General features: G+C 57.1%; 21 protein-coding genes. 19 read left to right on the plus strand and 2 right to left on the minus strand.

Translation table 11 applies throughout. The features are described from left to right. Positions 1 to 16: 16 nt before the first annotated feature. The 15 genes from HMPREF3149_RS02285 (at position 17) to HMPREF3149_RS02355 (ending at position 15780) form a co-directional block, all read left to right on the plus strand. Entirely contained in the window at positions 17 to 1195 is a 1179-nt protein-coding gene (locus tag HMPREF3149_RS02285) for a thiolase family protein (RefSeq protein WP_070536274.1), read from the plus strand. 2 nt (positions 1196 to 1197) lie between these two features. Next, positions 1198 to 2070, plus strand: coding sequence for a 3-hydroxyacyl-CoA dehydrogenase family protein (locus tag HMPREF3149_RS02290; protein ID WP_070536276.1), 873 nt, complete (start codon positions 1198 to 1200; stop codon positions 2068 to 2070). A gap of 6 nt (positions 2071 to 2076) precedes the next feature. Further along, positions 2077 to 2907, plus strand: a complete 831-nt coding sequence (locus HMPREF3149_RS02295; RefSeq protein WP_070536279.1) for an enoyl-CoA hydratase/isomerase family protein — start codon at positions 2077 to 2079, stop codon at positions 2905 to 2907. Next, positions 2891 to 3142, plus strand: a complete 252-nt coding sequence (locus tag HMPREF3149_RS02300) for a hypothetical protein (protein ID WP_070536281.1) — start codon at positions 2891 to 2893, stop codon at positions 3140 to 3142. The genes HMPREF3149_RS02295 and HMPREF3149_RS02300 overlap by 17 nt, the downstream gene beginning before the upstream one ends. Beyond that, positions 3135 to 4721, plus strand: coding sequence for a sodium:solute symporter family protein (locus HMPREF3149_RS02305; protein ID WP_070536283.1), 1587 nt, complete (start codon positions 3135 to 3137; stop codon positions 4719 to 4721). Before HMPREF3149_RS02300 ends, HMPREF3149_RS02305 begins: the two co-directional genes overlap by 8 nt. Further along, positions 4714 to 5145 (plus strand): acyl-CoA thioesterase, encoded by a 432-nt coding sequence (locus tag HMPREF3149_RS02310; RefSeq protein ID WP_070536284.1) that lies wholly within the window; start codon positions 4714 to 4716, stop codon positions 5143 to 5145. Before HMPREF3149_RS02305 ends, HMPREF3149_RS02310 begins: the two co-directional genes overlap by 8 nt. Beyond that, complete coding sequence (locus HMPREF3149_RS02315; protein WP_070536286.1) at positions 5138 to 5929, plus strand: enoyl-CoA hydratase/isomerase family protein; 792 nt, start codon at positions 5138 to 5140, stop codon at positions 5927 to 5929. Before HMPREF3149_RS02310 ends, HMPREF3149_RS02315 begins: the two co-directional genes overlap by 8 nt. 16 nt (positions 5930 to 5945) lie before the next feature. Next, a complete protein-coding gene (locus HMPREF3149_RS02320; protein ID WP_083280746.1) occupies positions 5946 to 7592 on the plus strand; it encodes an AMP-binding protein in 1647 nt (548 codons plus the stop codon). Between the two features lie 42 nt (positions 7593 to 7634). Beyond that, positions 7635 to 9353 carry a helix-turn-helix domain-containing protein gene (locus HMPREF3149_RS02325; RefSeq protein ID WP_070536288.1) on the plus strand — a complete coding sequence of 573 codons (1719 nt, stop codon included), beginning with the start codon at positions 7635 to 7637 and terminating at the stop codon, positions 9351 to 9353. 117 nt (positions 9354 to 9470) lie between these two features. Further along, entirely contained in the window at positions 9471 to 10589 is a 1119-nt protein-coding gene (locus tag HMPREF3149_RS02330; RefSeq protein WP_070536290.1) for an alcohol dehydrogenase catalytic domain-containing protein, read from the plus strand. Between the two features lie 69 nt (positions 10590 to 10658). Further along, complete coding sequence (locus HMPREF3149_RS02335; RefSeq protein ID WP_070536293.1) at positions 10659 to 12173, plus strand: hypothetical protein; 1515 nt, start codon at positions 10659 to 10661, stop codon at positions 12171 to 12173. A gap of 316 nt (positions 12174 to 12489) precedes the next feature. Then, positions 12490 to 12900 carry an acyl-CoA thioesterase gene (locus HMPREF3149_RS02340; protein ID WP_070536295.1) on the plus strand — a complete coding sequence of 137 codons (411 nt, stop codon included), beginning with the start codon at positions 12490 to 12492 and terminating at the stop codon, positions 12898 to 12900. A gap of 28 nt (positions 12901 to 12928) precedes the next feature. Beyond that, entirely contained in the window at positions 12929 to 13900 is a 972-nt protein-coding gene (locus HMPREF3149_RS02345) for an NAD(P)H-dependent flavin oxidoreductase (protein ID WP_070536297.1), read from the plus strand. A 3-nt stretch (positions 13901 to 13903) separates the two neighbouring features. After that, positions 13904 to 14704 (plus strand): enoyl-CoA hydratase-related protein, encoded by an 801-nt coding sequence (locus HMPREF3149_RS02350; protein ID WP_070536299.1) that lies wholly within the window; start codon positions 13904 to 13906, stop codon positions 14702 to 14704. A gap of 629 nt (positions 14705 to 15333) precedes the next feature. Then, positions 15334 to 15780: a MarR family winged helix-turn-helix transcriptional regulator gene (locus HMPREF3149_RS02355; protein WP_070536301.1), complete on the plus strand. Its 447-nt coding sequence runs from the start codon at positions 15334 to 15336 to the stop codon at positions 15778 to 15780. 14 nt (positions 15781 to 15794) lie between these two features. On the opposite strand, the gene HMPREF3149_RS02360 is transcribed toward HMPREF3149_RS02355, so the two are convergent. Beyond that, positions 15795 to 17030 (minus strand): M20 family metallo-hydrolase, encoded by a 1236-nt coding sequence (locus tag HMPREF3149_RS02360; protein ID WP_070536302.1) that lies wholly within the window; start codon positions 17028 to 17030, stop codon positions 15795 to 15797. A 9-nt stretch (positions 17031 to 17039) separates the two neighbouring features. Continuing rightward, positions 17040 to 18629, minus strand: a complete 1590-nt coding sequence (locus tag HMPREF3149_RS02365; protein ID WP_070536303.1) for an amidohydrolase — start codon at positions 18627 to 18629, stop codon at positions 17040 to 17042. 99 nt (positions 18630 to 18728) lie between these two features. On the opposite strand from HMPREF3149_RS02365, the gene HMPREF3149_RS02370 reads away from it, so the two are divergent. The 4 genes from HMPREF3149_RS02370 to HMPREF3149_RS02380 all read left to right on the plus strand — a co-directional run bounded on the left by HMPREF3149_RS02370 (position 18729) and on the right by HMPREF3149_RS02380 (position 22319). Then, entirely contained in the window at positions 18729 to 19895 is a 1167-nt protein-coding gene (locus HMPREF3149_RS02370; protein WP_070536305.1) for an RsbRD N-terminal domain-containing protein, read from the plus strand. Between the two features lie 25 nt (positions 19896 to 19920). Continuing rightward, positions 19921 to 20403 carry a cation efflux transmembrane domain-containing protein gene (locus tag HMPREF3149_RS02375; RefSeq protein ID WP_246819923.1) on the plus strand — a complete coding sequence of 161 codons (483 nt, stop codon included), beginning with the start codon at positions 19921 to 19923 and terminating at the stop codon, positions 20401 to 20403. Then, positions 20400 to 20528, plus strand: a complete 129-nt coding sequence (locus tag HMPREF3149_RS14000) for a hypothetical protein (RefSeq protein WP_256366404.1) — start codon at positions 20400 to 20402, stop codon at positions 20526 to 20528. The genes HMPREF3149_RS02375 and HMPREF3149_RS14000 overlap by 4 nt, the downstream gene beginning before the upstream one ends. A 408-nt stretch (positions 20529 to 20936) precedes the next feature. Next, positions 20937 to 22319, plus strand: a complete 1383-nt coding sequence (locus HMPREF3149_RS02380; protein WP_070536306.1) for a hypothetical protein — start codon at positions 20937 to 20939, stop codon at positions 22317 to 22319. Positions 22320 to 22520 lie beyond the last annotated feature (201 nt).

A 22520-nucleotide genomic window follows, 5' to 3' on the forward strand; every position in this document is an offset into this window, starting at 1 on the left:
CAATGAAGGAGTAATCATGTCGAGCCCCAGCGATGCAATTATTGTCGCCGGCGCACGTCTCCCTATCGGAAGAAAGGGAGGAACCCTAGCCGAATTTGATGGCGTACAGCTTGGTGCACTTGCCATCAAAGCCTTAATCGGCAATCCAAGCATCAACAAACTTTTGAATGACGAGCCTATAACCGACGTCATCATGGGAAATACGCTTTCCCATTATGGGAATCCTGCTCGCGTCGCGGCGCTTAGCGCAGGGCTGCCTGTAGATACTCCGGGACTTACGATCGACCGGCAATGCGGCTCAGGAATCAATGCTGTAACGCTTGCTGGAAAGCTCGTGGCCTCTGACGGCGGAGTTTACATAGCAGGAGGAATGGAAAGTATGACTAACGAACCTTTCCAATTATCACGCGCAAAGCGGGCCTACGATGCCAAACCCCCGAGTTTCCTTCGCCGCGAGCTCTCTACAGCCGATATTGGCGATCCCACAATGGGAATAACAGCTGAAAATCTTGCAGAAAAATACTCCATCTCGCGGGAAGAACAGGATGAATTTGCCTTACGAAGTCAAGAAAACTATGCAAAGGCAAAATCACAAGGAAAATACTCGCATTTCCTAATTCCGACTGAGACTTCTAGTCACGGGACGGTGGAACACGATGAGCACCCTCGGCCTAATACCAACGCTGAAAAATTAGCAGCTTTACGTCCTGCTTTCATTTCCTCAGGCACTGTTACTGCAGGGAATGCCTCGGGAATTAACGACGGCGCTGCAGCAGTCTGCATCGTTTCAGCAGATAAGGCAATGCACCACGACCTCACTCCCTTGGCACGCATCGGAGAAAGTTCTGTCGTTGGCGTTGATCCGAACTATATGGGAATTGGACCGGTACCTGCCATTCAGTCAGTACTAAAACAAACTGGACGGAGCATCTCTGACTACGAGTTCATCGAAATCAATGAGGCATTCGCGAGTCAAGTGCTTGCCTGCGCAAAAGAGCTTGACATCACAGTGGACAACATAAATCCACTGGGCGGCGCAATTGCCCATGGACATCCTATTGCCGCCACAGGCACCGCCCTAATCCAGAAGACAATCACCGAGCTTTCCGAGCGAGGCGGAGGCCGAGCAATCGTCTCAGCCTGCATCGGCGGCGGTCAAGGAATCGCTACTGAAATCATCATGGAGGAGAAATAGCAATGAATCCAACTGAATCTAAAGTCGCCATTTGCGGAGCAGGGACTATGGGTGCACAGATTGCCTTTCACTGCGCGCTCAAGGGCTACACAGTAACGCTTTACGACATCAATACTGACCAACTCGTCCGTGCCGATTCCCTTCTACACGAGCTGATGGAAAAGAAGCTAGCTAAGGGAAAAATCACACAAGACGAAGTTGACCAAGCTTTCGCTCGGCTAAAGTACGAAACCAGTCTCGAGGAAACTTGCTCCAACGCCAGTCTGATCATTGAAGCAATCGTCGAAGACCTGCAAGCAAAGAAGAAGCTTTTCTCAGAGATTTCATCGTACGCCCCCAAAGAAGCGATTCTTGCCACTAACTCGTCCAGCATCGTCTCTTCGAAGTTAGCTAGCGAAATCCGCGATCCTTCTCGTCTATGCAATATTCATTTCTTCAATCCGGCCCTGGTTTTGCCTCTTGTGGAGGTGGTCAAGGGCGACCACACCTCAGAGAAAACTATTGATCGAGCCGTCGATTTTGTCGATAGCATCGGCAAAACGCCGGTCCGCTTGGAGAAGGAGATTTTCGGTTTTATTACGAACCGAATTCTTGCAGCCATATTCGATGAAGCAATCTCCCTATACGAAAACGGGATTGCGGACTTTAAACAGATCGACACCGCTGTCAAGGCAGGGCTTAACCACCCGCTCGGTCCCTTCGAATTGCTTGATCTAACCGGAATCGATGTCAATTACGGCATCAAGGTTCTAGAAGCTGAGGACTCCGGTGACCCTTCTAAGGGCCCTTCTCAAACCCTTACGCGTCTCTATCAGGAAGGACGCCTTGGACGTAAGTCTGGCCAAGGGTTCTACGTGTACGAGAAGGAGAAGTGAGTGAGTATGTCTAATAACGAGAACACAACCAACCCAGCTAACGTAGTCGAGCACTCACATGAATCCGGGATCGGGATCATCACTATCAACCGGCCCCGGCAATTCAATGCATTAAACACTGAAGTTTTAAATGCGATTAACTCGATACTGGAAAAGTGGGAATCTTGCGACGCAGTGCAAGCCGTCATCTTCACCGGCGCTGGCGATAAAGCATTCGCTGCTGGAGCAGATATCAAGGAACTTTCTCAGCTGTCACCGTGGCAGGTTGTCAATGAGTATCCAATGGCAGAGCTCTACAACCGAATTGAGAGCTACCCCAAACCTACTGTTGCAGCAGTTAACGGATTGGCGCTAGGAGGCGGTTTCGAACTAGCTCTATCGTGTGATATTCGTGTTGCGGCTCCGCAATCTCGCTTCGCATTTCCAGAGCTAGGACTAGGAATCATTCCGGGTGCAGGTGGTACCCAGAGGCTTCGCGAGGTCGCCGGTAAAGCTATCGCTTTGGACCTCATTCTGACACGCAAAGAACTCGATGCTGAGGCTGCGCTGCAATGGGGAGTCATCACCCGCATCAGTGATGAACCGGTCGCCACAGCGATGGAGATCTGCCACGTGCTTAATGAAAACGGACCGCTAGCTCAACGTGTTGCGCGGGAATCCATCAAAACAGGTGCCCTAGGCGGGCACCAACAGGAACAGCTTTCACAAGGAATGGCCTTCAGTCACATTGACCGGTCTGAAGGACTGTCGGCATTCCTCGATAAGCGAACCCCCAATTTCAACAGTTCTGTCTCTATCTCAACCAAAAAGGAAGAATCACATGTCTCAACAAAATAGTCCGAACACCAATGACCTTGGCTTCTTTAAGCCATCGAAGTTTCATCTTGGTTCGACAGTTTTCATCATCGCGCTTTCTGTCTTCGCCTTCCTGCCGATGAGTTTTAACACCATGATCAGTGGCACGACTCTAGTCAACTTCGTACTCGTGGCCATTATGGTTTTGAGTCTCATCATTCTGCTTGTCGATCTTGTCGTCAACAAGAATGACGATGGAGGTGTTAACAATGCCTAAAGAGAATATCTTGCCCCTGGCCATACTTATTCTTTACATGGCCATCACGGTCGGTATCGGTATTTATGCCCACCGCCAAACCGAAGACTCTTCCGCAAAGTCGTTCCTAACGGGAGGCGGCGGTGTTGGCCTTTGGATCAATGGTTTCGCAATCTTCGCTGCTTTCGCCACCGGCGGAACTATGCTCGGAAACATCGGCCTTTCTTATTCGGCGGGCTGGGGATACATCACTGCCTATAACGGTGGCGTCGCGTTGGGTTACCTTATTACAACGTTCTTCCTCGCAAAAGTCCTCCGTAATATGAACGTAGCTACTGTTCCTGAACTCATTAAGGCTCGGTACAATCACCGCGCGATGAACTTAGTAGTACCAATTGTTCTCATCGGAACGTTGACTGCATACATCGTCGCGCAGATGAAGATTGGTGGCTTGATTGGGGAACAAATTTTCGGCATCCCGTATACCTGGTCTGTTGTCCTTATCGGTGCTGTCTACGTGTTCTACACATTTGCCGGAGGTATGAAAGCTGTCACGCTGACTGATTTCCTTCAAGGAGTCATGATGATCGGCGTGGTTGTTGCAACTGGGTTCATTGCAGTTAACTCAAACGGCGGATTTTCAGTCTATGAGGTAGCCCAAGGCCTTCGCCCTGAGTGGACAGGCGCTGAAACCTATCCTCCAATTGCATATATCGGTGCCTTCTTGATTTGGGCAACTTGTAATGCGGTTCTCCCTCACACTGTGATGCGTATTTTCGCTGCGAAGAACGAGCGAACAGGTCGCGCATCTTTGGCCCTGGGGCTGGGGCTGTACGTCATTACGTCTATTGCCACGTGTGTATTCGTCATCGCAGGAACCATCATCCTCACTGGTGGGCAGGATATTGAGCAAAGCGACGGCGCTTTCCTTCTCTTCCTGGACCAAGCGGTACCTAATTGGCTTCGAGGTCTCGCATTCGCAGGAATTTTTGCCGCTGTCATGTCTTCTGTGTCGGCAATGCTCCTCGCCTTGGCAGCAGCTCTGTCCTACGACCTGATCGGTCAGCTTAAGCCAAGTACGTCCGATGCAACGAAGCGCAAGATTACCAAGTTCGGAATTCTAGGATTCGGTGCGCTCACGCTAGTGCTTTCGCTGAATCCACCACAATTCCTTACCCTTTTGTACTCCGCAGCGATGGGCCTCCTCGCTTCCTCCCTCTTCTTCCCGACGCTTCTCGGAATTTGGTGGCGCAGGATTAGCGGTAGTGCCGCTTTCGTAGGTGCCAGCATCGGTGGCATCGCATACCTTGTACTTCTCTTTGGATTCGACCTTCCACCGCTATCCGAGATTGCCTTCGCCCTGCCTTTGTCCGCTGTTGCTTGCATCATTAGCGCCTATATCTTCAAGCCTGCGACTCCCGAGCAAATTCGACGCATCACAATCGCTCACAGCCGTGAGGTAACTGACGCTGAAGCGGAGGAGTTTAATCGCATCGCCATGGCAGAGCTGAATGGAACACAGCCCTACGCTGGTGCCAAGGAGAACTCCTTCGAAACGTCGAATTCTGGATCAGTCTCAAAAGGGGGAAACAATGTATAAGACGACTATCACACCGCGCTTCAACGAAACTGACGCGGTTGGACACATAAACAATACGAAGTTTCCTGCCTGGTTCGAAGCTGCTCGCAGAGATTTCTTCGCCGAGTTTGACCCTGATCTTGCGACAGAACCCTGGACGCTTCTCGTTGTTCGCTACGAATTGAACTTCTTAAAAGAAGTGAACTGGGTACCGGAAGTCGCAATCCACACGTCGATTTCCCGTCTTGGCAGAACTTCAGTGACCCTTCATGAGGAGCTCTACCAAGAAGGTGAACTGTGCGTTGTATCTGAGGTGACCTATGTAAACGTTGACCCGCGCACCAGAAGACCGGAGGAAGTACCCGAGCCGGTTCGGGAAAAACTGTCCGCGCACCTTAGCGCGGAGCCCAACGAATCTAATCAACAAGGAGCCAGCGATGCTTAAGTCTTTCACCGATAGCGTGGTGGTTGAAACTGAGGGTTCTATTGCTTCAATAACGCTCAACCGACCTGAATCCCTCAACGCTCTGACATTTGAAATGCTTCGTGGCCTCGAGATTGCGTTCGCGGAACTTGGCGATAATCCTGACGTTCGAGCAATTATTCTACGTGGGAACGGTAAAGCGTTCTGCGCCGGTGACGACCTCATCGATATGGGCACAGACAACTGCCCCGTACCAGAAGACAAGATCCGAGAATTCTTGGATGGTTACCCAAGAGTCTGTGATGTGATTCGTGAATGCCCGAAACCGGTTGTTGCGGTACTACACAAATTCGCAATGGGAGCCGGGCTAGAGTTGGCGCTTGCCTCTGACTTCATCATCGCATCTTCGAACACCAAGATCGGACTCCCATTTGTGCTCCGCGGTTTCTCGTCAGGAACAACCTTGCTCCCACGGCTAACAAACCGACTTTTCGCGAACAGGCTCCTACTGACCGGTGAATTTGTACCGGTGTCTGAACTCTCAAACTTTGGACTCTTATCAAAAGTCTGCGAGCCCGAAGACTTGGATACTGAAGGAAGGTCTCTTGCTAAGCAGCTATCGTCACTGCCAACAAAGTCCATCTCACTTATGAAGAAAACCATGGGCGCAACACAGCATCTCGATGAAAGTGCAGCGTGGCTCATGCAGGCCCACTCCACAGTCTCGTCAACGTTGACGGAAGACCACATCGAGGGGCGTGCTGCGTTCCGAGAAAAACGGGACCCCTGCTTCACCGGCCGCTAAACAAGAAAGGATTGCCATGACCAAGTCATTGACCACATACGTTCCGGATGAAGGCCTCACCTTCTTCAAGCCACAAACTTTGGCTCAGTATTTTTCGGAGCATGCCGAAAATACCCCAGAGAAGACCGCAATCTATTTTTACGGTTCTGAATTCACTTATGGATGGCTTGAGCAAAAAGCATCAGCGCTAGCAACCAACTTGGCCCACGAGGGGATCAGGACTGGAGACGTAGTCGCGCTGTACATGCAAAACTGCCCCCAGTTTGTAATTTCATATATTGCTGTTCAGAAGCTAGGAGCGGTTGTCAGCCCCTGCAACCCCATGCTCAAAGCAAAGGAACTATCATATCAGCTCAATGACTTGGAAGCAGTTGCACTCATCGCCAGCGAAGAACTGCTCGTCGAATACGAAAAGGCAGACGACACTTCGATCCATACTTTGATTGTTACTTCTTTCGACGATGCGCTAGACCGCGAAAAGCATTCAAAGGAATTCAACTTCAGTATGCCGGACCGGCGCACGACTGCTCTCGACCATATTTCTTGGGAAAAGGCGACAACACAGAGCGAGCTTGTGGACGAAGTTGAATCTTTCATGAGCCCAGAAATCAATCTGGATGAAGACTGCGCGCTAATCATCTACACGTCCGGCACTAGCGGCTTGCCCAAAGGCGCGATGCTGTCTTACACAAACTGCACTTTCAAAGCGAACTGCGTTGCAGCCAACTTCGGATATACGCCGTCTGACAAGGTTTCTGCCTCAATGCCGATTTTCCATGTAGCTGGAAAAATCGTTGGGATGTCTGCTGTCTTCGTCGCGGGCGCTTCGATGATTCTTCAAGCGCGCTTCGATGGTGAGGACTTCGTCACTATGGCCTCCAAGTACGGGATGACGGTCTCATACACAACGCCTCCGATGAACTCTGAAATCCTAGCTACGGGTCGCGCATCTCATATGGACAAACTGCGTGTCTGCATGGGCACCAGCTTTGGCTCACAAATCACGGAATCACTGTCCAATCAGTGGAAAGAACATACAGGCCAGGACTTCTTTGAGTTTGCCTACGGAATGAGCGAGACTCATACCGCGGATACAATGACCCCTCCCGGACAGATCGTGTGGGGAAGCACTGGACGGCCTACTTTCCAAACCGATATCAAGATCACTGATCCTGACGACCGTAGCCGTGAGCTCGGCCCCGGCGAATTAGGAGAAATCAGTGTAGAAAGCCCGGCGGTCTTCCTCGGCTATAAGGGCAAACCAGAAGCCACCGAAGCTGCGAAGATCGGTGGGCGGTATTTCTCAGGTGACATGGGATATTTGGACGAGAACGGCTACCTCTTCTTCGAAGGCCGCTTCAAAGAGATGATAAAATCCAATGGTTATTCGGTCTTCCCAGAAGAAGTGGAGAAGTATCTCCAGGACCACCCAGCAGTCCAGCAGGCCGTGGCTGTTGGCTACCAGGACGACCGACGAGGAGAATCCGTCAGAGCTTTCATCGTACTGCGCCCCGAATACAAGGGAGTGGCCTCTGAAGAAGAGATTATTTCTTGGGCAAAGGAGAATATGGCTGCCTACAAGTATCCAAGGTCAGTGAGATTCATCGACGAGGTCCCCAAGACTGCAACTGGCAAGATGTTGCGGGCTAAGCTGCGCGAATAGATAAGCATAGTGGCGCCAATCCCGGCTACACTGCATGTAATCATGAGCGAGTTTGGCGAGATTCTGAACCACCTAAGCACTGGCACCCGTGTCCCCGACGAGCTGCGCGAGCAACTGGCGGCCGAGGAGCTTAGCGCGCTGCGGGCTGTAGAAGAGACCATGCGCGCCAACCACACGTGGCGGGTGATGTCGACGAAGCTTCTCGATGTCTCCCAGATGCTCAATGCCGGCCGCGAATCCACCGATATTCTGCAGGCTATCGTGCGGCACGCGCGCTCCACCATCGGTACGGATGTGGGCTATCTAAGCCTCAACGATGAGGATTCCGGTTTCACCAATGTGCTGGCCACCAGTGGTGTGGTGACCGAGGAGTTTCGCACCATCAATATGCCCATGGGCTCCGGCATCCTTGGTATCGTGGCGGCGACGAATCGTCCGGCGTGGACCTTTGACCACTCCGCGGATCCTGATGTCACGCACGTTGATTATGTTGACCATGCAGTTCAAGCCGAAGGTATTCGCGGCATCCTCGGCGCCCCAATTCGCATCGGCGGCAAGACGATCGGCGCGCTGCTCGTGGGGGACCGCCACCCACGCCACTACACACACGAGGAAATCGCGGCATTAGAGGTGCTCGGCTCCATCACCTCGGTAGCACTTGAAAATGCCCAGGTCATCGAGAGCCAGGGCGAATCCGTCGAAGAGCTCACTCGCTCCCAAATCGCGTTGAGCCGCCACGTGAAGGAACTGCAGTGGCTCAATGACGTCGATACGCAGCTGTTGCACGTCCTTATGACCAACGCCAGCTTCGAGGAACTCGAGCGCGTTTTGGCCACGAGTCTTGATGCTCCCGTGAGTCTTTGGACGACTGAGGACTCCCCCATCGAAGGACCGCATAGTACGTTCCCAGTCGAGTTTAATGGCCGTGTGCTGGGAACCATTGGCGTGGACAAGGAGCTCAGCGATACCGAGCTGCGCGTTATCAGCCACGCCTCCGCAGCGTTTACCTCGATTGCGCTTTTTGCTGAGGCGCTTGTCGACGCCACAGCGCGCAAAGTCGATGACCTCGTTTACGCCGTCGCTCTGGGCAACGCCGGACGCGAAGAAATCGCTCGCCTGCGCCATCTCACCGGTATTAGCCTGACGTCCTCCGCACAGTTGTATTTCTTGGGCATGAGCTCCGACAAGGACTTGCCGACCCGTCCGCAGCTGGAGAAACTCTTGCCTGGGCGCGCGGCAATAACGCACCACGACCAACACGTGTGTGTGCTCTACCAACCGGAGAGGGATGTGAGGAAGGCCCTCGCTCCCTTGCTCGCTGCTCATCCAGAATTGGCTGTGTCCGCCATCGGCTTTAGCGGTGTGGCCTCCGCGCGCAGCGCACACGATTCCGCCATGGCCTATCTCGACTCCGCCATTGCGCTGGGCCTGCACGGTCAGCTGGTCACGGAGGACACGCTCGGCACAGTGGGCCTCATCATGGGGGCGGACCCCCATGCCTTGGAGCTGCTGTCTACACGCACCATTGCCCCACTGGTGCGCTATGACGAAGAGAATTCCACCGAACTCGTAGCCACGGCTCATCAGTATCTTTTATCCGGTCACAGCATTCCCCAGACCGCGCGAGCAATGTTCATTCACCCCAATACGGTGCGCCAGCGGCTCGACCGCATTGTGGCACTCATGGGTAAGGACTGGAGCACTGGTCAGCGCGGACTCGACGTCTTCCTCGCCCTGCGCGCCCACACCATCCGAAGGTAGATAAACCCACACCGAACCATCGTTTAGGTGTATTTATCCACACCTTATTCCGTCCCTCCCGGCGCGCTGCTGACGTAGATTTCGATGCATCAGCTCATCCCACGTCTGGAGGTAACCATGTCTGACACTCTCACCATTCGCGGCGCCGTTCTCGAGCGCTCTGGCGACGAGCGCCCGTACGCCGATTCCAAGCCCATCACCGTAAGCGAGCTCGAGCTCACAGGGCCGGGCGAGGGCGAAATCCTGGTCAAGATCACCGCAGCTGGCCTGTGCCACTCGGATCTTTCCGTGGTCAACAACAACCGTCCACGCCCACTTCCCATGCTTTTGGGCCACGAGTCCGCCGGCGTGGTCGAGGAAATCGGCCCAGGCGTCACCAACGTCAAGGTTGGCGACCATGTCGTCATGACCTTCCTCCCTCGCTGCGGCGAGTGCGCCGGCTGCAAGACGGACGGCAAGATGCCGTGTGAAGTCGGCTCCAAGACCAACAACGAGGGCACCCTCATCCGCGGAACCCGCCACCTCACCCGCGATGGCGAAACCATTCAGCACCACCTCGGTGTATCCGGCTTCGCCACCCACGCCGTAGTGTCCGAGCTATCTGTCGTCCCGGTGGGTGCCGATGTTCCGGCCGATATTGCAGCCATCCTCGGCTGCGCCATCCTCACCGGCGGCGGCGCCATCCTCAACGAAATCGACCCGCAGCCAGAGGACAGCATCGCCGTTGTCGGCCTTGGTGGCGTCGGCATGGCCGCCGTCATCACTGCCGCTGCTCTCGGTGTAAAGGAAATCGTCGGTATCGATATGCAGAAGGACAAGTGCGAGAAGGCCATTGAAATCGGCGCTACTTCTGCCATGACTCCGCAGGAGGCTGAAGAGTCCGGCAAGAAGTTCACCGCAGTCGTGGAGGCCGCCGGCCACCCGAAGGCCCTGGAAACCGCCTACAAGGTCACCGCCCCCGGCGGCCTAACCGTCACCGTCGGCCTGCCGGCCCCGGGTTCCACCATCACCATCGACCCGCTCGTGATGACCGCTGAGGCACGCCGCGTCCACGGTTGCTACTTGGGTTCCTCGGTTCCCGCGAAGGACATCCCGAAGTACGAGCAGCTGTGGCGTGAGGGCAAGCTCAATGCTGAGGCTCTCATCTCGGATCACATCAAGCTCGAGGACATCAACACCGCCATGGACCGTCTGTCCGACGGTGTGGCTCTGCGCCAAATCATCGAGTTCGACTAAACACCAGCCACTCCTACACAGCCCCGCGCCACTGCACGCGGGGCTTAAAACCTTTGAAAGGAGGCCACAATGGCCGAACCCAACGCAGCCACCGAACCCGAAGAGCAGGGCATCGGTCAAGCATCACCCCACTGGAAGATGGGGCCCTTTGATGTTCGCCTCCCCTTCGTGCACTACCGCATGGAATGGCCGGACTTCGCCCAAGGCCTCTTCATGTGTGTGGTCGACTTGGGCGCTATTCCTTTGATGACCGAAGCCCTGGGTATGCCCTATGAGGCCGCCTTGGCTGTCGTCATGCTCAACGGCCTTCTCTATCTGACCCACCACCTCCTGGGAGACCCGGTTGTTCCGGGCTGGATTACCCCAGCTATTCCGCTGCTAACCGTTTACATCCAAACCTTCCCGGAGGGCGAGCAGCGCGTCTGGGCGCTTATCAGTTTCCAGCTCATGCTGGGCATATTCTCTTTAACGCTAGGTGCAACGGGATTAGCATCGAAAGTCGTTCGCCTAATTCCGTCAGGCCTGCGCGCGGGAATCGTTCTCGGCGCCGGTATCGCCGCCATCATTTCAGTGTTCCAAGAAGACGGACGTTTCCACTCCTTCCCCATCACCATCACCATCGCGGTGGCCGTGGCTTTCTTCCTCATGTATTCGCGTGGATTCCAATCCCTGCGCCAAAAGGCTGCCGGGTGGCGCTTCCTTGCTTCCCTTGGCATCTTGCCCGCCATCCTCATCGCCGTCTTCGTCGCGCCTCTTGCGGGCGAGGCTCCTTGGCCGGATGTCCAGTGGGGTTTCTCTAAGCCGGATTTCATGACCCTGTGGTCTGAGTACACCGTCTTCGGTGTGGGTCTGCCCCCGGCCCACATGTTCCTCACCGCCATCCCCACGGTGCTGGCCGCCTACATCGTCGTCTTCGGTGACGTCTTGCAGGCCAACGCCGTGCTTAAGGAAGCCGACCACGTGCGCACCGACGAAGCCGTGGTGTACAGCCCGTCCCGTGCCCACTTGCTCTTCGGCGGACGCAACATGCTGATGTCCATCATCGGCCCCGATATTGCTATGTGCGGGCCTCTATGGGCCGCGATGCACGTCGTCATCGTGGAGCGCTACAAGCAGGGCAAACGCGCCATGCGGACCATCTTCGGCGGTGCCGGCTCCTTCCGCTGGGGCACCAACGTCGGCCTTATCCTGCTGCCAATCACTTCCTTCGTCGAGCCCATTCTTCCCGTTGGACTGGCACTGACCCTTATCATTCAAGGCTTCGTCTCGGTCCGCGTCGGCATTATGGAAGCCAAGAATCAGAAAGACCTCGGAATCGCGGGTGTTACCGCCGGTGTACTGGCTACACAAGGCGCAGCATGGGGCTTTGCTGCGGGCATCATCATGGTCCTCGTTATTTATGGCAAGGACCTGTTCAAGGACGAGCGCGATGGCACCATCCGCAACTTCGATGAGATCGATCCCAAGGAAGGCTTCGCTGACGCTCAGGCCGATTTCACCGAGCTCGCCGAACTCAATGACCTCGATGCAGACGGCCGCCCGATCAATCCGAATACCCCGAAGCCGAAGAGCTCGAGCGACTAGGAAATATTTCTCTCCCGGCCACCGCGCTCCCCCGTCGGCACGCGCCTCATCTTTTAGATGGTCCCTTTACTTTGGTCCCGCATCAGAGTGAAGGGACCATCTTTCTCTGTTCTTGAGCACACAGTTGGTCTCTCATCCCAGGTAAGGGTCCAAACCAGAGCAACCTCGATTCCACGGGCCCCTCTTAGAGGGCAAACCACCAGTCAACTCTCAAAGAAGTGGATATCGCGGCACCCTGCTCCAGATTCGCGGTACGAACCACAATTCGTATGTATAGTGATATGAAACACTCTGCCCGCATGTCAAAGGAGGAACAATGCGCGCCCCCGACAACGCCATCCCGGTAACCCTCGCGTTGAGATGGTCCGACCAGGATGCGAATGCTCACGTCAACAACGCCACCATGGTCACTCTTATCGAGGAGGCCCGCGTGCGCGCTGCCACAGATCTCACTGGGCCTTTCTCCACGGATACCTACGCTCACGTGGTGCGTTCTCTCGAAGTGGTCTATGACACCGAGCTCACCTATACCGATTCCATTGAGGCCCGCGTGTGGGTTTCTCGCATCGGAAATACCTCCTACCAGGTCTCCCACGAGCTCATCCAGGACGGTACGGCGTGCGTGTTTGCTACGGCGACGCTGGTGCTTATCGACGTCTCACAGCGCCGCCCCATCCCCCTCCCCGAGGACCTTAAAGAGCGCATGCGCGCTCATTATTCCGAATAACCATTCACCCCATAGAAGGAGAACAACCATGATTTCCACCCGCGTAACCGAGATGCTCGGCATCGAACACCCCATCGTCCAAGGCGGCATGCAGTGGGTCGGCCGTGCCGAACTCGCCGCAGCCGTCTCCAACGCCGGCGGCCTCGGCGTGATTACCGCCCTGACCCAGCCCACCCCAGAGGATTTGCGCGCCGAGATTCGCCGCGCCCGCGAACTCACCGACAAGCCCTTCGGCGTCAACCTCACCATGTTGCCAGCCATTACCCCACCGCCCTACGCGGAGTACCGCGACGTCATCATCGAAGAGGGCGTGAAGATTGCAGAGACCGCTGGCAACAACCCCAAGGACCACATGCCAGCTTTCAAGGACGCTGGTGTAACTGTCATTCACAAGTGCACCTCGGTGCGCCACGCGCTCAGTGCCCAAAAAGTCGGAGTGGACATCGTCAGCATTGACGGCTTCGAGTGTGCCGGCCACCCCGGCGAGGATGACATCCCCGGCCTCGTGCTGATCCCAGCCGCCAAGGACCAGGTGGACATCCCCATCATTGCCTCGGGCGGCTTCGCCGATGGCCGCGGTCTGGCAGCAGCCCTCGCCCTTGGTGCAGAGGGAATCAACATGGGAACCCGTTTTGTCGCCTCTACAGAGGCGCCTGTGCATGAGAACGTCAAGCAGGCCATCGTGGAGCGCTCCGAGCTCGATACCCAGCTCATCCTGCGCGAGCTGCGCAACTCGACGCGCGTCGCCAAGAATGCAGTGAGTGATGAAGTGGCAGAACGCTTAGCCCAGGGCGCCGAGTTCGGTGATATCCGCCATCTCGTAGCCGGCAAGCGTGGACGCGCTGTGTATGAGACCGGTGACCTCGACGCGGGCGTGTGGACCTGTGGCACCTCGCAAGGTCTGATTCACGATGTCGCACCCTGTTCTGAGATCGTCTCCCGCATTAGCGCCGATGCAGCACGAATCATCTCCTCCCTCACCGAACTTGTTAAGGACTAAATCATGACCGACGCCATTCTGACGCGCCGCGAAGGCAGCGTTCTCATCGCCCAGATCAACAATTCTTCTCGTCGTAACGCCATTGCGAAGGAGCACTGCGTGGCCCTCTCCGCCGCGCTTGCCGAAGCCTCCTCGGATCCCTCCCTTCGCGCCCTCATCATCACTGGTGACGAGACCGCATTCTGCGCCGGTGCAGACATTGTGGCAGCAGCTCAGGCCGCCGCCGCGGCCCAGCAGTCAGGCGAAACCCCGAACCCCGCCGAGTCAACAATGCTCCCCCAGCTCAACGCGCTCATCACCGAGATTCACGCGGCTGAGATTCCCGTCATCGCCGCTGTTGAAGGCGCAGCCGCCGGCGCGGGCGCGTCATTGGCGTTTGCCTGCGACCTCATCGTAGGTGGCGAGGAATCCTACTTCACCCTCCCCTTTGGCAAGATTGGCCTCATCCCTGATGGCGGCGTGAGCCTTACCGCCCTCGCTTCGCTCGGCCGTCACCGTGCCCTAGCCCTGTCGCTCCTCCAGGACAAGCTAGGGGTCGAGGAAGCAGCTGAGGCGGGGATCGTCGCCAAGCGCGCACCCCAGGGCCAAGCCCTAGAGACCGCACTCAAGGTAGCCGAGCGCCTGCACATCGCACCCCGTGATGCCCTGGCCAAGGCCAAGGAGGCCATCAACCGCACCACAGTGCGCCAGCTAGACGAACAGCTGCAGTGGGAAGAACCCACGCAGTACGCCCAGATGGCCTCTGCGGGCCACAAGGAAGGCATCATGGCCTTCCTTGAAAAGCGCCCGGCGCGGTTCGACTAGACAAGACTTGCAGGCGATTGCCAGCTTGAGTTCATGGCGGTGCCAGCGCAGGACACCATACTCATTGTTGTGCGTTTGAGAGAGCGCATGCGAGAGAGAGAACCCCTCACCCTCCGGAGGGCGGCCCCTAGCCGATACACGGAGGGACTTGATAGAGACGCCAACGAGTCCCCTATTCCCTGGGGGCTCGTTGGCGTTTTCTACCCAGAGGTTCCACACCTCCACGCGAGGCACCACCTCACCCCAGGATCAGGTGAGCCTTACCCCCGCTGTTAACCCCGTGGAAGCTCTCCAGCAACCACCAACGCACACCAGGTGGCCATAACCAGCAAAATCTTGCGTACCCAGGTAAAATTCAGCCAACTCCAATTTATTCATAACCTCCCGAATGAGCATTCTCAACAGAAAAGTTGCATACTTAGTGTCGTGCGTTGGAGAGAACGCACACAGAGAGATAGAGAAGCTTCAGCGCCTGAGGCCCCGTATTCGTGCGGCCCGGGCGCTGAAGTTTTGCCTATCCCCCACCCTCAACAGCCACTCGCCGCCCTTTACCGCATCGCATATTTCCCCGTGCATATATTAGTGAAATTGGTTGCACCCACGGGACACCCGCTTCTAATCTGTAAAGCGTGACAGACAACGAAAAAGTTTCGGAGACCATCTCCGAGTGGCGCCGACTTGAGCGGGCCCGCGCGCGTTTCGACACAGAAGTACGCCGCGAATACCGCATTTCCGGTTCCCATCTTTCGCTTTTGCGCCTCATCGACAGGAATGGCCCCATCCCTATCCTGCAGTTACGCAAGGAACTAGGATGGCAGCCGGCCACCATTGGCCAGGCGGTGAAACGCTTGGTGCGTGATGAGCTCATTTCGATTGTCGATGACCCCGCAGACCTTCGCCGCCGTCTGTGTGACATCACCGAAACCGGCCGCCGCTTCCTCCTGAATGTACCGCTGACTGGCCCGGCGCGACTGCGCACCTACGAGGTCAGCGAGGAGGATCTGGAGGCGATGAAGCGCGGTTTCGAGATTGCGCTCTCCGCTTTTGGCTATGAGCACTGGAGTGACGACGATTAGCACCAGTGAGTGTGCTAGTTCTCCCCGCAGCCAGTAGTAACGAGGCGCTGGGCCACGTGCGTGAACACGTCAAGACCAGCCAAGCAATCAGCCTCGGTGGTGAATTCCTTCTCATTATGAGAGATACCATCGACAGACGGAATAAAAAGCATCACCGTCGGGACGATTTCCTTGAGGTTCGTCGAATCGTGGCCGGCCACTGTGTAGATCTCCTGGTGTGGGTAGCCCAATTCCTCCACAACCTCACGGGCAAGCGCCACGCCCGCAGCCGGGTAGGGATTCAGGGCCCACTCATGCGTCGGAGTCAGATCGACGGAGGTGCGTGACTCTTCTTCCGCAGCAACGATGATCTCCTGCAATCGCTTCTGGGCTTTGTCCAGCACTTCCGTGGATGGCGAGCGCACGTCCACATTAAACCGAACTTCACGAGCAATCGTCACAGGAGAGTTCGGCTCTAGGGTCAGTTGTGACACCGAGGCCTGCAGCTGCCCTACCTCAAATTCGTGAGTGAGACGCTCAACCTCGGCGATGATGAGGGAGGCGCCGAAGAGCGCATCTTTTCGGTCCGCCATGAGAGTGGACCCGGTATGGCCCTGCTCACCAGACACAACCGCTTGGAACTTCTTCGCACCCCAGGTAGCCGTAACCAGGCCTATCGTGTTGCCGGCATCTTCAAGCTGCTTACCTTGTTCCACATGGATCTCCGCGTACGAGGCCAACGTGGGCGCTTCACCGCGCGGCGACCAACCTGCAGCCTCTTGAGCTTGCGCGACGGTGACACCGGCTAGGTCGGTGACGGAGTGGGCGTCGGTAAGCGCGAGCGTACCCGTGAACACCGAACTGCCCATCATCGACGGAGCAAAACGCGAACCTTCCTCGTTAAACCAGTTGATAACCGCAAGGTTGTAGCGCGCATCTGCTCCTGACTGTGCCACACGCCCCGCTGCATGCGCTGCGGCAAGCACGCCATACGCGCCATCGAAGCGTCCGGCCAGCGGCTGAGAATCCAGGTGCGAGCCCAGGCCCACGTAATCAGCACCCGGATTAAGCTCAAAAAGTCCGTACTGGTTGCCAATCTCGTCGTAGATGACGCGCGCGCCGAGGGACTCAAGCACCTCATGGCACCACGTACGATTAAGGTTGTCGCCCTCACTTGCGGCTTGGCGCTCTACGCCCCCACCTGGGGTGGCACCGTTGGCGGACATCGCCTGAAAATCGGCCAGAAATTGCTCATCAGTGGTTTCTCGCATTAGCACTCCTTAGAAGCGTCCGTAGCGCAGTTCGCCGCCGACAATGGTGGCAGCCACGGAAATGGTGGATAGATCAGTAGTCAGGGGATCTGCAGACAGCAGCACGAAATCCGCCAGCTGCCCCGGAATGACTTGGCCTTTACGGCCCGCCCACCCCGTTGCCGCTGCCGAGCCGGCCGTGTAGGCATACAGTGCTTCCTCCGGTGTAAGCCGATCGGCCGGACCATAGTCACGCCCTGTTTCCGTGCGCCTTTCAATGGCTGCCTGCATGACGTCCAGCGGCACGCCCGGCGCGACAGGTTGGTCGGAGCTGCCTGGGAGGATGAGACCGGAGTCAAGAAGTCGCTTGCCCGGATAACTCCATGCGGCTCGCTCGGGGCCGAGGGCGTCTGCCATTGCATCACCGAAGGTCTTAATAAATAAAGGCTGCGGCACAACCACGATGGGCTTACCGCGCAGCCGCTCGATCTGGTCCGGCCGCACAATGCCGCCATGTTCAATGCGGTGCGGCATGGCGGGCACGCCATGCTTATCGACGGCCTCCTCCAGCGTCTCAATCGCAAAGTCCACGGCCGCATCACCAATAGCGTGGATGGCCAGTGACCATCCAGAGGCAGCGGCGTTGAGCGCGCGCTCGCGCATCTGCCCCGGATCACCTTGGAAATAGCCGTGGTGCGAGCAGCAGGCGTATTCCTCCGTTAACGCCGCAGTGGTTCCGAGGATAGAGCCGTCACTAAACATCTTGACGGGACCAATCTGCAGCCATTCATCACCGAAGCCTGTACGCAGACCACCATCGAGGCCCCACCCGGGACCATCGGACTCATGGCCATCAATCTCGTGGAGCACATCCATGGTCACCATGATCTGCATGCGGGTGTGCAGCGTGGCCTTTTGATACGCCGCGATTTCACGTGGGCTATGGCCAATCCAACCACCCGCCACACCAGCATCCGTGACAGACGTCAAGCCACGTTCGAGGTAGTTCCGCGTGGCCAGTTCTAGGGCGCGCGCAATTTCTTCTCCGGATTCGGGAAGGGTGACGTTCTGGATGGCGCGCATGGCGTTTTCATCCACAAGCCCTGTGCAGTTGCCGTCCTCATCACGGACAAACTCCCCGCCCTCAATCTCCGGCGGGTTGGTGGGATCGATGCCCGCCGCGCGGAGAGCCGCAGTATTGACGGTGTAAGCATGGCCTGAATTGTGTTTGATGAGGAGGGGCTGTCCACGTGTGGCACGGTCAAGCTCCGCGATCATGACCGGGGCTTCAAGCGCCGAAGGCCTAAATCCGGAGGCAATGACCCAGCCATCCGGGTTAGTCTCGGCGGCGGCGAGGGCTGAGTAGACATCGGCAGGGGTGGCTACCTGGGACAGGTCCACCTCCAGCAGGGTTTGCCCGAACCAGACGGTATGAGAGTGAGCATCGTTGAAGCCAGGGGTGAGGGTGCGGCCGCCAGCATCCCAGGTCTCATCCGCAGGCAGAGCGCGAGCGGCATCATCCAGCGCGAGGATGCTGCCGTTAGCGAACGCCACGGCGCTCGCCACAGGACGGGAAGAGTCCTGGGTGAGGATATGGGCGTTGTCAATGAGCGTTATCATGGAACCTCCTTGTGGTTTCCCCCACATAGTAACGTTCACAGTGACGCATTCCGCAGGTTTGAGGCATTTCCCCAATTGCGACACTGTAAGGTTGTGCACATGCACGAAAGACGGTGGCGCGAGATTGTCGCGGAGGTTCACAGCGATATCCCCCGAATGGTGGAGGACTTCCTCACCGCATTCACCACCACCGGCCGCTATGGCAACTCACTCGTGAGCGAGGATGAGCTACGCCTGACCGCCTTCGAGGTTTTCGCTCGAATTACAGACATGCTGGTCGGCGCAGTCGATGAGGCAGAGTTGCGCACTCACGCACAAGGGTTGGGCCGCCGACGCGCACGGCAGGGTGTGGAGTTAGCATTGCTTGTCGACGCCATCCAGCTCGACTTCGACGTCCTGTGGACCCACCTGCGGCGAGCCGCGGGGACGGATGAACACGAGCTCATCGAGCACGTCGCCCACCTTCATTCCGTTGTGACGTTGTACAACCTCGTCGTGCGCGATGCCTTCCGGATGGAGGAGGCCCGCGAACAGCATGACGTTCGCTTGATTCACGCTCGACATTTGGAGCGTCTTCTCACCACGGACAACCTCGACCCACTCGGCATTGCCGAGCTTGCCCGCGCCCTTGACGTAGATCCCCAGACCTCTTTTGACGTCATTGTGTCCCACCCCACCTCCGCCGTGGAACTGCGCACGCTCTTCGACAGTTCCATCACCTCTGGCATCGCTTTTGGCCACGCCACACGCGGCATGTTTATAGCTTTCTGGCCATCCACCGCACGCACCCCTGTCGACAGCACCGCGTTGACTGCGCTTCCTGGCATTCGCTTCCGCACCGTGACCGGTCTGGCCGGCGTCCGCGCCGCCGCCCGGCAAGCCCCACGCCTCTTCGACGCCACCACCCCCCTTCCCCACCTGTCCGAGGCACCCGATCTCTTCTGGGCCATTGCGGGTGACGCCATCGCCAACTTTGAGGGCAGCCCCGTCACGGAGCTAACGGATGCCATCAGTACGCTTCGTTCCGAAAACAAGCCGGTTTACGACACCCTCTGCGCCTATCTCAACACCGGCTCCATCAAGGCCACCGCCGAATCTCTTCGCTGCCATCGCAATACGGTTATCAACCGCCTTCACCACATCACCACCCTGAGCGGCCTCGACGTCACCCACCCCAAGGACGCAGCCCTAGCACTCCTATGCCTTAACCGAGCTGCCCCTTCAACTGCAGCCGCGGATCCATGGGACCTACGACCCGACGTCTAAAGCCTTCGCAGTAGGCTTGAGAAACGTGTCTCAAGAACTCTCTTCCTCCTCGCTGGACCAGCGGGCCCGGCGCATTGTTGCGTGGGTAGCCGCACTCAACCTCATCGGCTTCTTTGGCGAGTTCATCATCGCCTCCATCATTGGCTCGGCATCTCTTTTTGCGGATGCCGCCGACTTCCTCGAGGACTTTCTTATCAACGCGCTGGTTCTGGCAGCATTGCACTGGTCGGCGACGGGGCGTCGGAAAGCAAGCTATGGCCTAGCAGGGTTGATTCTGATTCCAGGATTGGCGTCGTTTGGCATGGCGATCTGGAAGATCATCACCGGCGCCGTTCCTGAGCCCCTCGCACTGTCTGGTACAGCAGTCGCGGCCATGATCATTAACTTCGTATGCGCGGTGCTCCTGCTGCAACTGCGCCATGGCAGTGCACTCACACGCGGCGCGTGGCTGGCCGCACGCAATGACGTCGCTGGAACGTACTCATCATTGCAGCAGGTCTTCTCATGATCGTGTGGGCGAGCCCTTGGCCCGACATTGTGGTGGGCATTGTCATCGGCGCCATTAACCTTCGCGCGGCGGCCGAAGTCTTCGAACAGGCCCGCGCTGAGGACCCCGAAATCGAAGAAGACTAGTGCCACGAAGTTAAGCAGGTTTTAAGTAGGACGCGTCAACATCTGCAATTTTGCTTGCAATTTGGAGCGACGCAAACCTCAAACCGACACCTTCCGTTGGCCTATTTTCACCCCTGGTATAGGTCAAACTTTAGTTTATGTCCGAATGGTCAAGAAGACGTTTCCGCAGAGTACGGTCTAGTTAGCAACGCCGAGGTAAAGGCAATTTTCTTAGCCAATTGTTCACCTGCGTGTTACCCTATCGAAAATCGCTTTGGGGTACAAAAATATTAACAATCCTCAGGGTGCGCGATACTGAAAGGACCCTTATTGTCGAATCTCGTCACGCACTGAGCGATACAGCGCACCACAGCGCGCCCACAGTGCGTCGCCAATTTGCCCCAAACTTTTTCATTCAGGAGAACAATCATGACCATGCGTCGTCGTACCGCTGGCCTCGTTGCCAGCCTTGCGATTGCAGGCACCGCCCTGCTCGCACCGGCTGCTTCCGCAGCAACCCACACCGAGTCCTACCCGGAGACCCCGGCTGTTAACGCCAAGCTCCCCATCGTTCACACCACCCACGGCTCCGACCACATGAAGGCCAACGTCCTCAACCCGCGCCCGGTCTGCAACCCGTGGGAGGACCACCGCACCGTGGTGTACAAGGTGACCGACAACTTCATGCCGGTGGGCACCATCTCCACCACCAACCAGACCAAGAAGGACATTCCGCTGCAGCAGAACCTGTCCAAGTCCCAGTCCATCTCCCTGTCCGTCAACGGTGACCGCACCGAGACCACCTCCATGAACCTGGGCGGCAAGGGCTCCGGCAAGGGCGCTGAAGGCTCCTTCGGCGTTTCCCACCAGATTGCCACCAAGATTGGCGCTTCCGCGTCCTACTCCCTCTCCTGGGAGGCTGGCCAGTCCATCGGCCCGTACGACGTTCCGCCGAACCACACCGGTGAGGCTACCTACGGCTTCCGCGTTCTCAACATGACCGGTACCCAGCAGTACTGCAAGCCGAACGGCACCTGGTCCACCCCGACCTTCTGGTCTGCAATGCAGCCGATGAAGAACGAGGTTCGCGTCAAGCTGTACGACGACATCGCTGATTCCTACGCTCCGAACAAGGACGCTCAGAACACCACCGATGTCAACGACCCGAAGGTTGTTGAGGAGTCCAAGTCCCCGGAGGCTGACGCTGAGGTTCTGAAGGAGAACGAGGTTGCCCCGGAGGAGAAGGTTGTCTCCGAGGCAGAGGGCAAGCAGGAAGAGGCTGCCGACAAGAAGATCCAGGAAGACGTTGACAACGGCAAGACCGACGAGGCTAAGCAGAAGCTGGACCTCAAGCCGGTTCTGTCCACCTCTGGTGCAAAGCACGCTGGTTTCGCTGGCACCGTTGCTCTCCGCCTGGAGAACGTCGGTACCGACCGTTACTACGGTGACTTCCCGGCCGTTCAGTACCGCGTTGACGTGAAGACCGCTGAGGGCCCGAAGGGCGTTGACCGCCTCATCACCCCGCGTTCCTCCAACGGTGCACACATCCGTGACCTGGGCTTCAACGAGGCTACCTCCACCCGCTCCTTCGAGGTCACCCTGGCTAACCCGATTAACGCTGGCGACTCCGCTCGCGTTGCCAACCTGGACTTCGGCGATGGCAACACCAAGGAAGGCCGCATCAAGAACTACATCGAGGTCACCCAGATTTCCCGTCTGAAGGGCGACACCTCCACCGCTAACGACCAGAACGTTGACTCCCGCAAGGCCACCGTCAACGACTTTGGCAAGGCAGCTGAGGGCCTGTTCTAAGAACACCCCCTCCCCTTTCAAGTGCAGCGCCCGCCGGCGCGTAGCCCGGCAGTGAGAGAGTAGGCAAATCCCCGACCGCCCAAGGCGATCGGGGATTTCGCTATGCCCTGGGCGGGCCTTTCGCCAACGCTGGCAGATCGCCGTGCACCAAGAGACGCCGACACATAGGCCGAGCGCTTAGAGTCTCACGTGCGTTGGATA

This window comes from Corynebacterium sp. HMSC05E07 (genome assembly GCF_001807225.1).
Taxonomy (GTDB): domain Bacteria; phylum Actinomycetota; class Actinomycetes; order Mycobacteriales; family Mycobacteriaceae; genus Corynebacterium; species Corynebacterium singulare.

Excerpts from the sequence above, each read along its gene's own strand:
- HMPREF3149_RS02285 (WP_070536274.1), top strand. The coding sequence starts at position 17 with ATGTCGAGCCCCAGCGATGCAATTATTGTCGCCGGCGCACGTCTCCCT.
- HMPREF3149_RS02290 (WP_070536276.1), top strand. The coding sequence starts at position 1,198 with ATGAATCCAACTGAATCTAAAGTCGCCATTTGCGGAGCAGGGACTATG.
- HMPREF3149_RS02295 (WP_070536279.1), top strand. The coding sequence starts at position 2,077 with ATGTCTAATAACGAGAACACAACCAACCCAGCTAACGTAGTCGAGCAC.
- HMPREF3149_RS02300 (WP_070536281.1), top strand. The coding sequence starts at position 2,891 with ATGTCTCAACAAAATAGTCCGAACACCAATGACCTTGGCTTCTTTAAG.
- HMPREF3149_RS02305 (WP_070536283.1), top strand. The coding sequence starts at position 3,135 with ATGCCTAAAGAGAATATCTTGCCCCTGGCCATACTTATTCTTTACATG.
- HMPREF3149_RS02310 (WP_070536284.1), top strand. The coding sequence starts at position 4,714 with ATGTATAAGACGACTATCACACCGCGCTTCAACGAAACTGACGCGGTT.
- HMPREF3149_RS02315 (WP_070536286.1), top strand. The coding sequence starts at position 5,138 with ATGCTTAAGTCTTTCACCGATAGCGTGGTGGTTGAAACTGAGGGTTCT.
- HMPREF3149_RS02320 (WP_083280746.1), top strand. The coding sequence starts at position 5,946 with ATGACCAAGTCATTGACCACATACGTTCCGGATGAAGGCCTCACCTTC.
- HMPREF3149_RS02325 (WP_070536288.1), top strand. The coding sequence starts at position 7,635 with ATGAGCGAGTTTGGCGAGATTCTGAACCACCTAAGCACTGGCACCCGT.
- HMPREF3149_RS02330 (WP_070536290.1), top strand. The coding sequence starts at position 9,471 with ATGTCTGACACTCTCACCATTCGCGGCGCCGTTCTCGAGCGCTCTGGC.
- HMPREF3149_RS02335 (WP_070536293.1), top strand. The coding sequence starts at position 10,659 with ATGGCCGAACCCAACGCAGCCACCGAACCCGAAGAGCAGGGCATCGGT.
- HMPREF3149_RS02340 (WP_070536295.1), top strand. The coding sequence starts at position 12,490 with ATGCGCGCCCCCGACAACGCCATCCCGGTAACCCTCGCGTTGAGATGG.
- HMPREF3149_RS02345 (WP_070536297.1), top strand. The coding sequence starts at position 12,929 with ATGATTTCCACCCGCGTAACCGAGATGCTCGGCATCGAACACCCCATC.
- HMPREF3149_RS02350 (WP_070536299.1), top strand. The coding sequence starts at position 13,904 with ATGACCGACGCCATTCTGACGCGCCGCGAAGGCAGCGTTCTCATCGCC.
- HMPREF3149_RS02360 (WP_070536302.1), bottom strand. The coding sequence starts at position 17,030 with ATGCGAGAAACCACTGATGAGCAATTTCTGGCCGATTTTCAGGCGATG.
- HMPREF3149_RS02365 (WP_070536303.1), bottom strand. The coding sequence starts at position 18,629 with ATGATAACGCTCATTGACAACGCCCATATCCTCACCCAGGACTCTTCC.
- HMPREF3149_RS02370 (WP_070536305.1), top strand. The coding sequence starts at position 18,729 with ATGCACGAAAGACGGTGGCGCGAGATTGTCGCGGAGGTTCACAGCGAT.
- HMPREF3149_RS14000 (WP_256366404.1), top strand. The coding sequence starts at position 20,400 with ATGATCGTGTGGGCGAGCCCTTGGCCCGACATTGTGGTGGGCATTGTC.
- HMPREF3149_RS02380 (WP_070536306.1), top strand. The coding sequence starts at position 20,937 with ATGACCATGCGTCGTCGTACCGCTGGCCTCGTTGCCAGCCTTGCGATT.